18 protein-coding genes are annotated in these 12604 nt (G+C 62.8%); 15 read left to right on the top strand and 3 right to left on the bottom strand.

The genetic code is table 11. The annotated features are described in order from the left end of the window. Positions 1-4: 4 nt before the first annotated feature. Positions 5-226 carry a transcriptional regulator gene (locus tag MUO32_RS19660; protein WP_257950081.1) on the bottom strand — a complete coding sequence of 74 codons (222 nt, stop codon included), beginning with the start codon at positions 224-226 and terminating at the stop codon, positions 5-7. A 187-nt stretch (positions 227-413) separates the two neighbouring features. Between MUO32_RS19660 and MUO32_RS19665 the strand changes: the two genes are divergently transcribed. Continuing rightward, the gene (locus MUO32_RS19665; protein WP_257950082.1) at positions 414-998 is read left to right on the top strand and encodes a 5-formyltetrahydrofolate cyclo-ligase; all 585 of its coding nucleotides are present in this window, start codon (positions 414-416) and stop codon (positions 996-998) included. Positions 999-1007: 9 nt separating this feature from the next. Further along, positions 1008-1832 (top strand): YmdB family metallophosphoesterase, encoded by an 825-nt coding sequence (locus MUO32_RS19670; RefSeq protein ID WP_257950083.1) that lies wholly within the window; start codon positions 1008-1010, stop codon positions 1830-1832. Between the two features lie 25 nt (positions 1833-1857). Here the strand turns inward: MUO32_RS19670 and MUO32_RS19675 are convergent, their stop codons facing one another. Beyond that, positions 1858-2394, bottom strand: coding sequence for a pyridoxamine 5'-phosphate oxidase family protein (locus tag MUO32_RS19675; protein ID WP_257950084.1), 537 nt, complete (start codon positions 2392-2394; stop codon positions 1858-1860). 166 nt (positions 2395-2560) lie between these two features. Between MUO32_RS19675 and MUO32_RS19680 the strand changes: the two genes are divergently transcribed. The 3 genes from MUO32_RS19680 to MUO32_RS19690 all read left to right on the top strand — a co-directional run bounded on the left by MUO32_RS19680 (position 2561) and on the right by MUO32_RS19690 (position 4802). Next, entirely contained in the window at positions 2561-3397 is an 837-nt protein-coding gene (locus tag MUO32_RS19680) for an MBL fold metallo-hydrolase (RefSeq protein WP_257950085.1), read from the top strand. Between the two features lie 13 nt (positions 3398-3410). After that, the gene (locus MUO32_RS19685) at positions 3411-3911 is read left to right on the top strand and encodes a hypothetical protein (RefSeq protein WP_257950086.1); all 501 of its coding nucleotides are present in this window, start codon (positions 3411-3413) and stop codon (positions 3909-3911) included. Between the two features lie 144 nt (positions 3912-4055). Continuing rightward, positions 4056-4802: a YebC/PmpR family DNA-binding transcriptional regulator gene (locus MUO32_RS19690; protein ID WP_257950087.1), complete on the top strand. Its 747-nt coding sequence runs from the start codon at positions 4056-4058 to the stop codon at positions 4800-4802. A 56-nt stretch (positions 4803-4858) separates the two neighbouring features. Here MUO32_RS19690 and MUO32_RS19695 read toward each other — a convergent pair whose 3' ends face one another. Next, on the bottom strand, positions 4859-5860 hold the full coding sequence (locus MUO32_RS19695; protein ID WP_257950088.1) for an LLM class flavin-dependent oxidoreductase: 1002 nt from the start codon (positions 5858-5860) through the stop codon (positions 4859-4861). 160 nt (positions 5861-6020) lie between these two features. On the opposite strand from MUO32_RS19695, the gene ruvC reads away from it, so the two are divergent. The 10 genes from ruvC (at position 6021) to tolA (ending at position 12587) form a co-directional block, all read left to right on the top strand. Further along, positions 6021-6533 carry a crossover junction endodeoxyribonuclease RuvC gene (gene ruvC / locus MUO32_RS19700; protein ID WP_257950089.1) on the top strand — a complete coding sequence of 171 codons (513 nt, stop codon included), beginning with the start codon at positions 6021-6023 and terminating at the stop codon, positions 6531-6533. 55 nt (positions 6534-6588) lie between these two features. Beyond that, positions 6589-6852, top strand: a complete 264-nt coding sequence (locus tag MUO32_RS19705; RefSeq protein WP_257950090.1) for an AbrB/MazE/SpoVT family DNA-binding domain-containing protein — start codon at positions 6589-6591, stop codon at positions 6850-6852. Further along, the gene (locus MUO32_RS19710; RefSeq protein ID WP_257950091.1) at positions 6833-7249 is read left to right on the top strand and encodes a type II toxin-antitoxin system VapC family toxin; all 417 of its coding nucleotides are present in this window, start codon (positions 6833-6835) and stop codon (positions 7247-7249) included. The genes MUO32_RS19705 and MUO32_RS19710 overlap by 20 nt, the downstream gene beginning before the upstream one ends. Positions 7250-7261: 12 nt before the next feature. Next, complete coding sequence (ruvA, locus tag MUO32_RS19715) at positions 7262-7879, top strand: Holliday junction branch migration protein RuvA (RefSeq protein WP_257950092.1); 618 nt, start codon at positions 7262-7264, stop codon at positions 7877-7879. A 40-nt stretch (positions 7880-7919) separates the two neighbouring features. Then, positions 7920-8960: a Holliday junction branch migration DNA helicase RuvB gene (gene ruvB, locus MUO32_RS19720; protein WP_257950093.1), complete on the top strand. Its 1041-nt coding sequence runs from the start codon at positions 7920-7922 to the stop codon at positions 8958-8960. A 13-nt stretch (positions 8961-8973) separates the two neighbouring features. Continuing rightward, positions 8974-9483 carry an NUDIX hydrolase gene (locus MUO32_RS19725; protein WP_257950094.1) on the top strand — a complete coding sequence of 170 codons (510 nt, stop codon included), beginning with the start codon at positions 8974-8976 and terminating at the stop codon, positions 9481-9483. 5 nt (positions 9484-9488) lie between these two features. After that, a complete protein-coding gene (ybgC, locus tag MUO32_RS19730) occupies positions 9489-9950 on the top strand; it encodes a tol-pal system-associated acyl-CoA thioesterase (RefSeq protein ID WP_374708698.1) in 462 nt (153 codons plus the stop codon). 315 nt (positions 9951-10265) lie between these two features. After that, positions 10266-10982, top strand: coding sequence for a protein TolQ (gene tolQ, locus MUO32_RS19735; RefSeq protein WP_257950096.1), 717 nt, complete (start codon positions 10266-10268; stop codon positions 10980-10982). Positions 10983-11012: 30 nt separating this feature from the next. Further along, the gene (gene tolR / locus MUO32_RS19740) at positions 11013-11465 is read left to right on the top strand and encodes a protein TolR (protein ID WP_257950097.1); all 453 of its coding nucleotides are present in this window, start codon (positions 11013-11015) and stop codon (positions 11463-11465) included. A 9-nt stretch (positions 11466-11474) separates the two neighbouring features. After that, positions 11475-12587, top strand: a complete 1113-nt coding sequence (tolA, locus tag MUO32_RS19745; protein WP_257950098.1) for a cell envelope integrity protein TolA — start codon at positions 11475-11477, stop codon at positions 12585-12587. Positions 12588-12604 lie beyond the last annotated feature (17 nt).

Genomic DNA, 12604 nt, shown 5'->3' on the forward strand with positions numbered 1-12604 from the left:
GGCTTTAGAGAAGGTCGAGGCGAATGGCCCGTGTGATCGCTCCGATGAGGTTGCGGGCGTCAAGCTTGTCGATCGCTCCGCGCATGGCTTCCGCCACGCGCGGCATCGTCAGGTCGGTTTCGAGCACGATCTCGGCCGGCGTCCTGCCGTGGGCGGCAAGGAAAAGGCACCGTCTTTCGATTTCGGTCAGCGCGGGCAGAGGGGAAAGATCATTTTCCGAAGACATGCGTCCCGCTTAGGGGCTCGGCCGGCCGGGGCAAAGCGCAAGCTGTTTCAATGCTTAACGACCGCAGGCGGCTTTTCGCTACTTTGTCTCATTGTGGGGCATGTCTTGCCGTGTCGCAAAAGGAAGGGAATTTGCCTTCCGCGGCTGGTAGCTGATAAGGCACGCGGAAATCAGGCCGGAGACGACAGTGACATTCAAGGAGAGGAAGGCAGCGATCCGCAACGAGCGGCTGGCGCTGCGCGATGCGATGACGCCGGACGCGCGCATCGAGGGCAGTCTTGCGATGGCGGAGCACGCAGGCGACCGCCTGGAGTTTGCGCCCGGCACGGTGATCTCTGGTTTCTGGCCGATCCGTTCCGAGGCCGACATTCGTCCGCTGATGGCGCATTTGCGCACGCGCGGCGCGCGGCTCTGCCTGCCTGTGGTGCTCGATCGCGAGACAATCATCTTTCGCGAGCTCGTCGTGGGAGCGCCGGTGGTCAAGACGGGCTTCGGCACGACGGGACCTGGAGAGGAGGCTGCGGTGCTCGATCCGGATATCCTGCTCGTGCCGCTTTCGGCTTTCGACAAGGCGGGTCACCGCATCGGCTATGGTGCCGGGCACTACGACCGCGCCATCGACCGCCTGACGGCAAAAGGCCATGCGCCAAAACTCATCGGCATTGCCTTCGACTGCCAGGAAGTGGCATCAGTACCCGCGGAACCGCATGACGTCGCGCTGGACGCGATCCTCACCGAAAGCGGCTTCCGTTTGTTCCAACCGGTTTCGTAAGGCAATCAGATGCGTTTTCTTTTTCTTGGCGACATGGTGGGCAAGACCGGGCGGACAGCCGTCTGGGAGCGCCTGCCGGGCCTGATCAGCGACTTCAAGCTGGATTTCGTCGTCGTCAACGGGGAGAATGCGGCCGGTGGTTTCGGTATTACCGAGGAGATTTTCCTTGGGACGATCAATGCCGGCGCTGATGTCGTGACGACCGGCAATCATGTCTGGGACCAGAAGGAAGCCGTCAGCTTTGCCGGCCGGCACGACCAGTTCCTGCGGCCCGCCAACTATCCCGCAGGCACGCCGGGCCGCGGCGCGAACCTCTTCATTGCCCGCAACGGCGCGCGCGTTCTCGTCGCCAACGTCATGGGCCGCGTCTTCATGCATCCGGAACTCGATGACCCCTTCACGGCGGGCGAGGCAATCCTTGCCTCCTGCCCGCTCGGCGAACAGGCGGATGCCATCATCTTCGATTTCCACGCGGAAGCGACCAGCGAGAAGCAGTGCTTCGGTCATTTCGTCGATGGCCGCGCCAGCGTCGTCGTCGGCACGCATACCCATGTGCCGACGGCCGATTGCCAGATCTTGAACGGTGGCACCGCCTATATGTCGGATGCCGGCATGTGCGGCGATTACGATTCCTCGCTCGGCATGGACAAGGAAGAGCCGCTCAACCGCTTCATCTCGAAAATGCCGAAAAGCCGCTTCGAGGCGGCCTCGGGGCCGGCGACGATCTGCGGTCTTGCGGTCGAGATTTCCGATCGCACGGGACTTGCCGAAAGGGTAGCGCCCCTCCGGCTCGGCCCGCGTCTTGCGGAAGCGTTGCCGGAGTTCTGGCGATAACCGTTTCTACCATGCGTGGTCAGCGTCAGAGCATGTGACGCAGGTGATCGGCGGACCCGCCGGTCAGGTTGATGTGGGTGCGCACGCCGACGTCGGGCTCGTCTTCCGGGTTGAAGTTCGCCTTGGCGATCTCCCAGCCGAATTTCAGCTTGCTGCCGGTCGAGGCCCAGATTTCGACATCCTCGATCTCCAGCGCCAGCATGGTCAGATAGGGATCGTTCTTGCCGTGATCGAACCAGGCTTCGACGACCGAGCTCCAGTACTCGTCGACCTTTGCCGGATCCTTGCGCACCATGATCCGGCCGGCGATGCAGGCGTGGTAGTCGTGGTCCTTGCCGACGACGCAGAAATGCGCGCGCGAGCCGGGCACGATGGCTTCGACGATTTCCGCGTCGGTCTTGGTGAAGAACCAGATCGTCGCAGCCTGCCGGTCGAGTTGCGGCGCCATCGGCTGCATATGCATATGGGCACCCTCGATACCGAGCATGCCGGCATGGATCCGGTCGATCTCGTCGAAAAGCTGTTCCTTGGGGTTTTCTCGGGCACGGGTGAGATTGGACATGGATATTCCTCTCAAGCGTTGACGTTGATGGACGGGAAACGTGAGGGGGCAGACAAGGTTCCAGCAAAACCGCTCAACCGATCGTGATTGCCTCCTGCCTTGGCACGCCTCGACCCGCCAGGGGCGTGGGTGCATAGTCGCGGCCGATCAATGAACGGAGCCGCCGATGCCGCATCTCCTCTTCATTTCGTTGCTGCTGGCCGTCCTTGCGGCCTTCACCGCGCCGCGGCCCGCCCTTGCGCAGGCCGAAACGCCGGTCAGCCAGTGCCAGATGATCGCCCGTTCTCTGCCCACGGTCACCTTCGCCACCCTTTCGGCGGTGCCGGCTCTTCAGGTGCAGACGAAGGCGAACGAGCAGGTACGCATCACCTATATCGGCCATTCCACCTTCTTCATCGAGACGCCTGCGGGCGTAACGATCGCCACGGACTTCAACGGCTGGTTCAAGCCGCCGGCGCTGCCGACCGTCGTGACGATGAACAAGGCACATTCCAGCCACTATACGCTCAGTCCCGATCCCGGCATCGAATATGTCCTGCATGGATGGAAGGATGGTTCGGTGGAGGGAGCCGACCACGATGTCGTGGTGGGTGATGCCTATATCCGCAACGTGCCGACGGATATTCGCGCTTGGGGCGGGGCAACGGAACCGAACGGCAATTCCATCTTCATCTTCGAGGTGGCTGGCCTTTGCATCGGCCATCTCGGTCACCTGCATCATGAACTCACCGAAAAACAATATGCCGAGATCGGCCGGCTCGACGTCCTGATGGTGCCGGTCGACGGCGGGCTCACCATGGGAGCCGAGAGTATGAGCCGCGTGGTGCAGCGGCTGCGCTCGGCGCTCATTCTGCCCATGCACCGGCGCGGCCCACCGATCAGCCAGTTCCTGTCGATGTTCGGCAAGGCGTTCGATGCGGTGAAGACCGATAGCGCGTCGATCACCGTTTCAATCGGCAACTTGCCGAAACGGCCGACGATTCATATTCTCTCCGGCGTCTGATCCGGAGTCTTCGATGCGATTTCCCGTTGCCGCCTGTGTTGTCCTGCTCTCTTGCGCTGTGGCTTTCGCCAGCAGCGCGCCAACGCCGGGCGGTCCGGGAGGCGAGGCCGGAAAGCCGCAACAGAAGCAGACGGAAACCAAGCCCGCCGAAAAGGTCCCCGCGCGCACCCTTGGCGTTGCGGAAACCTTCGTCATGCCGTCGGGCAATATCGGCTGCATCTATATCCCCGAAGGCGGCACGGCCGTGTACCAGCCGGTCGATGGCGGGCCGGAGCTTTCCTGCGATCGCATCGAGCCGAAATATGTGCGCGCGACGCTCGGGCGCAGCGGCAAGGCGGTGGTCCTCTCCAATGTCGGCGATCAGGGCTGCTGCGGCGGCGACAGGACCGTCGACTATGGCGAGACGTGGTCGGCGGGGCCTTTTACCTGCTATTCGGAGCGCACGGGGCTGACCTGCGAGCGCAGCGACGGCCACTCTTTCCTTCTGAGCCGTGCACGCATTCGAGCCGATTGAAGCCGCTGGACGTCGCGCGACAATGAAATTATAAGGCGGCATTCCAAAAATCGGGGCAGCAAGCTGGCGCGTTCCCGCGCTCCGCACGTCCCATGAACCGAACGGCGACCCGAGGAGGGGCGCCAAAAACGAGACAGGGGTGCCATGGCTGGCCATTCACAGTTCAAGAATATCATGCACCGCAAGGGAAAACAGGATTCCGTGCGGTCGAAAATGTTCTCCAAGCTCGCCCGTGAAATCACGGTTGCGGCCAAGACCGGTCTGCCCGACCCGGCCATGAACGCCCGCCTGCGTCTGGCGATCCAGAACGCCAAGGCGCAGTCGATGCCGAAGGACAATATCGAGCGCGCCGTCAAGAAGGCGTCGGGCGCCGATGGCGAAAACTACGAAGAAATCCGCTACGAGGGTTACGGCCCGGGCGGCGTCGCCGTCATCGTCGAGGCGTTGACCGACAACCGCAACCGCACCGCCTCCTCCGTTCGCTCGACCTTCTCCAAGGCCGGGGGCGCGCTCGGTGAAACCGGTTCGGTTTCCTTCTCCTTCGACCGCGTCGGCGAGATCACCTACAAGCTTTCGGTCGGCTCCGCCGATGCCGTCATGGACGCGGCTATCGAGGCCGGTGCCGAGGACGTGACGACGGACGAGGACGGCCACACCATCATCTGCGGCTTCGAGGATATCGGCGACGTTTCCAAGACGCTGGAAGACAAGCTCGGCGAAGCCGAGACCGTCAAGGCGATCTGGAAGGCACAGAACACCGTGCCGGTCGACGAGGAAAAGGCGCAGTCGCTGATGAAGCTCATCGACACGCTGGAAGACGACGACGACGTGCAGAACGTCTATGCGAATTTCGAAATTTCCGACGAAGTCATGGCCAAGCTTTCGGCCTGATCGATCGGAGACGGACATGAAAAGGCCGGGTGCCGCAAGGCCCCGGCCTTTTTCGTTCAGGCGGCAACCGCAAGGCGCTGTTGTGCCTCCGCAAAGAGCCGCACCGATTTCAGCCGCGCCTCCATGTCGTAGATCGGCATCGACACGATCAGTTCGTCCGCCTTCGTGAGGTCGATGAAATCGGCGATGCGGCGCCGAATGGTTTCCGGCCCGCCGACCACGGCATATTGCAGCGTGTGCTCGACCATGATGCGCTCCTGCTCGTTCCAGAAGCTATCCATATCGTCGACCGGCGGCGGGAAGGCGTCCGGCGTGCCGCGGCGCAGGCGCACGAAGGATTGCTGCATCGACGTGAAGAGGTGGTTCGCCTCGACATCCGTATCGGCCGCGGCCCCCATCACGCCCACCATGGCATGCGGTCTGTCGAGATATTGCGAGGGCGTGAAGCGCTCGCGGTAGATTTCCAGCGCCGTCAGCAGCATTTCCGGCGCGAAATGCGAGGCGAAGGCGAAGGGCAGGCCGAGCATGCCGGCAAGATGTGCCGAATAGTGGCTCGAGCCGAGCAGCCAGACCGGCACGTTGCTGTTGGCGCCGGGGATGGCCACGACCTTCTGCTGCGGGCTGGTCGGTCCCATCAGCTGCATCAGCTCGATGACATCCTGCGGGAAATTGTCGGCGCTGCTGTCGAGATTGCGCCGCAACGCCTGCGCCGTGCGCATGTCGGTGCCCGGCGCACGCCCGAGGCCGAGATCGACGCGGCCGGGAAAAAGTGCTTCGAGCGTGCCGAACTGCTCGGCGATGACGAGCGGTGAATGGTTCGGCAGCATGATGCCGCCCGAGCCGACGCGGATCTTTTCCGTGCCGGCGGCGACATGCTGGATGACGAGGGAGGTGGCGGCGCTGGCAATGCCGCGCATGCCATGATGCTCGGCAAGCCAGAAGCGCTTGTAGCCGTAAGCTTCGGCCTCCTGCGCAAGGCGGCGGGAATTGGCCAGCGACTGGGCGACGGTGCCGCCTTCGATGACCGGGGACAGGTCGAGGATGGAGAAGGGCACCATGGGAGCGGCCTCTTGTAAGGGAATTTGATCGTCCTCCCATGTAGGTTCAGTTTTGCGAAATCCAAGCGAGAAGAAATCGCTTTTCGTTCGCGACCTTCGATGTTTTTGTTTTGTTCACATTTCGCTGGCAGGGTCCGCTCGACAGGACTAGGATTTTTCTATGCAGGAAACGATTCGCATCATCGGCGTCGATCCGGGGCTTCGCCGCACCGGCTGGGGGATTATCGAGACGCTCGGCAACTCGCTGCGCTTCGTCGCCTCGGGTACGGTGACGTCCGATGGAGACGCGGATCTTGCCTCTCGTCTTTGCCAGTTGCATGACGGCCTTGCCGAGATCATACACAGCTACCAGCCGCACGAAGCCGCCGTCGAGCAAACCTTCGTCAACAAGGATGCGGTGGCGACGCTGAAACTCGGCCAGGCCCGCGGCATCGCCATGCTTGTTCCCGCCCGCGCCGGTCTGCGTGTCGCCGAATATGCGCCAAATGCGGTGAAGAAGGCCGTCATCGGGGTCGGGCACGGCGAGAAGCAGCAGATCCACATGATGCTGAAGGTTCTGATGCCGAAGGCGACTTTTGTCGGCAATGACGCCGCCGATGCGCTCGCCATCGCCATCTGCCACGCCCACAATCGCCAGGGTCTCTCCGGCCGCCTCGCCAAGCTCGTCGGTTGATTTGTTCTTGACTTGTTCCGGTTGTGGCGATAAGTAATACCGCAGAGGTATTACCATGCGTGTGACGGAAAAAGGCCAGGTGACGATTCCAAAGGATATCCGCGACCGGCTGAATATCGGTCCGGGATCGGAGGTCGACTTCGTTGCCGATGGCAAGGGCGCGCGACTCATCGTCGTCTCGGGTGGCAAGGTTGCCGAACCCGATGATTTCGAGACGTGGCTGAAGAGCCGGTCCGGGACGTTCGATACCGGCGGTATGACGGGCGATGAATATGTAGAGTGGCTTCGGGGACCGCGTGATGACCTCGGTTCTGATTGACACCAACATCATCATCGACGTTTTCGGACCGGAGACACCCCTCAAGCTTTGGTCTTCCGATGTCATCCTTGCGCTCAAGCCGGATGCGCAATTCATCCTGTCGCCGATCGTCTGGGCGGAGTTGGCGGGCATGATGCCGAGTGAGGATGAGCTGGCGCTCACACTATCGCGCCTCAATCCGGTGCGCGAAGCTTTGCCTTTCTCTGCCGCTTATCAGGCGGGAATTGCGCACCAGCGCTATCGCCGGGCCGGCGGGCAGCGCGAGCGCACACTGCCGGATTTCCTGATTGGTGCTCATGCGGAGATACGCAGGCACCGGCTGCTCACCCGCGACGCCGCGCGCTACCGCACCTATTTCCCGACGCTCGACATCATCTCTCCTGAAACCCATCCCTGACGGATACCCACCATGATCGGCAAACTCAAAGGCACCATCGACGAGATCGGCGACGACCATGTGGTGCTCGACGTTCACGGTGTCGGCTATGTCGCCCATTGTTCGGCGCGCACGCTCGGCAAGCTCGGTTCGTCCGGCGAGGCGGCCGTTCTGTTCATCGAGACCTATGTGCGCGAGGACCAGTTCAAGCTGTTCGGCTTCCTGACGGCGCTGGAGCGGGAATGGTTCCGGCTGTTGCAGAGCGTGCAGGGTGTCGGCTCCAAGGTGGCGCTTGCTGTGCTCTCGACGCTGACACCCGGCGAACTGGCCAACGCCATCGCGCTGCAGGACAAGATCGTGGTGTCGCGCGCACCGGGCGTCGGGCCGAAGGTGGCGGTGCGCATCGTCACCGAACTGCGCAACAAGGCGCCGGCCTTCGCGGGCGAGGCGGCCGCTTCCATAGGGCTCAAGCAGGAGATCGGCGAAGGTGTCGCCTCCGCGCCCGTTTCCGATGCCGTCTCGGCGCTCACCAATCTCGGCTATTCGCGCGACCAGGCGGCCAATGCCGTCGCGGCGGCGCTGAAGAATGGTGGGGAGGGGGCCGACAGCGCCAGGCTCATCCGCCTCGGCCTCAAGGAATTGTCGCGGTGATGCGGTTGCCTTCCGCCGTGGACAATGGGATTAGGGCGCGATGAGCGACGAGAACAGACTGCTTGCGCCGGAAAAGCGCGGCGAGGACATCGATACCGCCTTGCGGCCGCAGACGCTGGACGATTTCACCGGCCAGGCGGAGGCGCGCGCGAACCTCAAGATCTTCATCGAGGCGGCGAAGAACCGCGGCGAGGCGCTCGACCATGTGCTTTTCGTCGGTCCGCCCGGCCTCGGCAAGACGACGCTTGCGCAGATCATGGCGAAGGAACTCGGCGTCAATTTCCGCTCGACCTCCGGCCCCGTTATCGCCAAGGCGGGCGATCTCGCGGCGCTGCTCACCAATCTCGAAGAGCGCGACGTGCTCTTCATCGACGAAATCCATCGCCTCAACCCGGCCGTCGAGGAAATCCTCTATCCGGCCATGGAGGATTTCCAGCTCGACCTGATCATAGGCGAGGGCCCTGCCGCGCGTTCGGTCAAGATCGACCTGTCGAAATTCACCCTCGTCGCCGCCACCACGCGCCTCGGCCTGCTCACCACGCCATTGCGCGACCGTTTCGGAATTCCGGTGCGGCTGAATTTCTACACCGTCGAGGAACTGGAACTGATCGTGCGCCGCGGCGCGCGCCTGATGGGCCTCGGTATCACGGAAGACGGCGCGCGCGAGATCGCGCGGCGTGCGCGCGGAACGCCACGTATTGCGGGCCGTCTTCTGCGCCGCGTGCGAGACTTCGCCGAAGTGGCGCGGGCCGAAGCGGTGACCCAGAAAATCGCGGATGAGGCGCTGACCCGGCTGCTCGTCGACAATATGGGGCTCGACCAGCTCGACCGGCGCTATCTTTCGATGATCGCGCATAATTTCGGCGGCGGGCCGGTCGGTATCGAGACGATCGCGGCGGGGCTTTCCGAGCCGCGCGATGCGATTGAGGACATCATCGAGCCCTATATGATCCAGCAGGGTTTTATCCAGCGCACGCCGCGCGGCCGCGTGCTGACCGCCAATGCCTGGAAGCATATGGGCCTGACGCCGCCGCGGGATCTGGAGGCGTCGCAGTTCCGGCTGGGGCTCGAGGATGAGTGAGCCGGATCGCCATATGATCCGGATAGACCGCAAGCCGCAGCTCTTCAGCTTCCGTGTGGCTGGCCTGATCTTCCGCGACGGGCATGTGCTCGCCCAGCGCGGGGCGCAGGACGATTACTGGGCGCTGCCCGGCGGGCGGGCGGAGATCGGCGAGAGCTCCCAGGAGACGGTTCTGCGTGAAATGCGCGAGGAGCTGCATCGGGAAGCGCGTATCGAACGCCTGCTGTGGACGGTCGAGAATTTCTTTACCTATGAAGGCTACGCCGCGCACGAACTCGGCTTCTACTACCTGCTCACGCTGGACGAGGCATTTCCGTTTCACGAGACGGACATCGTCCACCGGGTCGTCGATGGTGTCGAGGTGGAGTTCCGCTGGCTGCGCGCGACACCGGGCGCGCTGAGCGGAAATCGCCTGAAGCCGCAGTTTATCGCAGATCGCATCGACCGGCTGCCGGCATCGGCCGAACATCTCATCGTCCGGGAAGGCCTGCCGTTGCTCGCCGCGAAGGAGACCGCATTTTGACGGATATCCCCCATCATCTCTCCGGTGAATTAACCGAAGCGGGCCACCGGCTCGTGCAGCGCGTCTATTACGAGGATACGGACTTTTCGGGTGTCGTTTATCACGCGCGCTACCTGCATTTCCTCGAGCGAGGACGGACGGACTATCTGCGCCTGCTCGGCGTGGAGCAGGGCAGTCTTGTCCTTGAGGAGGATCGCGAGGGGCTGGTCTTCGTCGTGCATCGCATGGAGATCGACTTCAAGGCGCCCGCGCGCATGGACGATATCCTGACCATCCAGACCTCCACCGAAAAGGCGGGTGGGGCGAAGATGATCCTCAACCAGGAAATCCGACGCGGCGAGCAACTGCTGATCGCCGCGCGCGTCATCATCGCGGTCATCAATTCGGCGGGCCGGCCGCGGCGCCTGCCGGAAGGACTTGCGGCGCGTTTTCTTGCCAGGGCGCAAGAAGCTTCGGGCGCGCATTAGCGGTAACACTCCCTTAACCATAATGATGTCTTACTCGGTTCGTGAGGATTTTGTGCACTGCACGTCATCCTTTAACCAAAATTGCCGTGAAGAAGGCAGGTTGTAAGCGTTTGACCGGCATTTGGCTGCCGGCGGCATCAACCGGACATTCTTGACGGATAGGCGAAGCGGGTGGGGCAAAATCCTGGTCTGCAACGCATGTTTCTGTGAATGCCGATGCGGGTTCGACCTCCCAGGAGACCGTGCGGCGTGAATGTTACCCGGTTCGAGCCGCAAGGGCCCGTGCCGGGTGTTTGGATTCGGGGACATAGGTCTATGGAACAAGTAGGTTTGGAAGCGGCTGCGAGCGTCACCCTCTGGGGGCTCTTCATGCAGGCCGGGTTCGTCGTGAAGCTGGTCATGCTCGGCCTTATCGCAGCGTCCGTCTGGACCTGGGCCATCGTCGTCGACAAGACGGTGAGCTACGGCAAGGCGCGCCGCCAGTTCGACAGCTTCGAGCAGGTCTTCTGGTCGGGTCAGTCGCTGGAGGAGCTCTACCGCACGCTCTCCGATCGCCAGACCTCGGGCATGAGCGCCATCTTCGTGGCGGCGATGCGTGAGTGGAAAAAGAGTTTCGAACGCGGCGCGCGCTCTCCGATCGGTCTCCAGATGCGTATCGACCGGGCGATGGACGTGACGCTGTCGCGTGAATCCGAAACGCTGGAGGCGCGCCTCGGCTCGCTCGCCACCATCGGTTCGGCCGCACCCTTCGTCGGTCTCTTCGGTACGGTCGTCGGTATCATGACCTCATTCCAGGCCATCGCCGGTTCCAAGCAGACGAGCCTCGCGGTCGTCGCTCCCGGTATTGCCGAAGCGCTTCTCGCGACCGCCATCGGCCTGCTTGCCGCAATTCCGGCGGTTATTGCCTACAACAAGTTCTCCGCCGATGCCGGCAAGCTAACGGCGCGCATGGAAGGTTTTGCGGACGAATTCTCCGCCATCCTCTCGCGCCAGATCGACGAGAAGCTGCAGCCGCGCGCCGCGGCGCAGTGACGATCGTTTAGAACAGACGGAGACGACGCCATGGGCATGTCAGTCGGAGCGAAGAATTCAGGTGGCGGTCGCCGTCGCCGCGGCGGCGGCAAACGCGCCCCGATGAGCGAAATCAACGTGACGCCGTTCGTCGACGTCATGCTTGTGCTGCTCATCATCTTCATGGTGGCAGCACCTTTGATGACGGTCGGCGTGCCGCTCGATCTGCCGAAGACGCAGGCGAAGGCGCTCAACGCCGATACGCAGCCGATCACCATATCGGTCAAGGCCGACGGTCAGGTCTTCCTGCAGGAGACGGCAATCCCCATCGACGAAGTGGCTGCCAAGCTCCAGGCCGTGGCGACGACCGGCTACACGGAACGTGTTTTCGTGCGCGGCGACGGTACGGCACCCTACGGCGTGATTGCCGACGTCATGTCGCGCATCCAGGCCGGCGGCTTCACCAATATCGGTCTCGTCACCGAGCAGAAACCGGACAGGTAACCGCACGCCATGAAGGGCAGCCTTGCCACATCCGCCATGCTCCACACCCTGGTTCTGACCTGGGCGCTGGTTTCGCTCGGCAGTCCTGAAAGTTTCGACGTCGCCGACGTCGAGGCGCTGCCGGTCGATATCGTGTCGATCGAGGAACTGACGCAGATCCAGCAGGGCGACAAAAAAGCCGAAATGAAGGAAAAGGCCGCGCCGATCCCGACGAAGAAGGAAACGCCGGTCGAGAATGCGGAAAATGCCGGCGACAACGAACTCGACCTGAAGAACATGCCGACGCCGGAAGAAAAGCCGCGCGATATCGAGACGGCTGCTTCGCCTGAAAAGGCCGAAAAGGCCGTGCAGACGCCCGACACCAAGCCCGTCGAAGAGGTAAAGCAGGAAGAGCCTGCGAGCGAGCCCTCGACGGAAGTCGCAGCCGTTGCCGAGGCCAAGCAGGAGGTGAAGCCGGACCCCAAGGCTGAGGCGACCCCTTCGGAAGAAAAGCCGACGGCGGATCCGGAAGCCGAGGCGCTGCCGGACAAGATCCCGCTTCCCGAGATGAAGCCGAAGCTCGAGACAGCGAAGACCGAGACGACGGAAAAGCCGGCTGAGAAGAAGGTGGAGACGGCGAAGGCCGAAACCGCCAAGACGCCGGACCGCAAAAAGGATCAGAAGAAGAAGCAGGAGGAGGCGAGGTCGCTGAACGACAGCGACTTCAATGCCGACGAGATTACCGCGCTTCTCAACAAGGAAAAGGCAGCCGGCGGCGGAAAAAAACGTTCGAAGGAAGAGGCGGCACTCGGCGGCGAGAAGACCACGAGCGGCACCAAGCTTTCGATGAGCGAGATGGATGCGCTGCGTGGTCAGATCCAGAACAACTGGTCGATCATCCCCGGCATGGCCGATGCCACGGACGTGCGCATCAAGGTGACGATGCAGCTCGACCAGAACGGCGACATCATCGGCGAGCCGGAGGTGACGGCCACCGGCGGTTCGGAATCCGCGCGTCGCGCGCTCGCCGGCGGTGCCCGCCGCGCCATCATGAAATCGCGACCCTTCAAGGGTCTGCCGCCTGAAAAATATGACGCCTGGAGTGAAGTTGTCGTGAACTTCGACCCCAGCCAGATGATGTAAGAACTAGGAAGGCCTAG

It is taken from the genome of Shinella sp. CPCC 101442 (genome assembly GCF_024704725.1).
GTDB lineage: Bacteria > Pseudomonadota > Alphaproteobacteria > Rhizobiales > Rhizobiaceae > Shinella.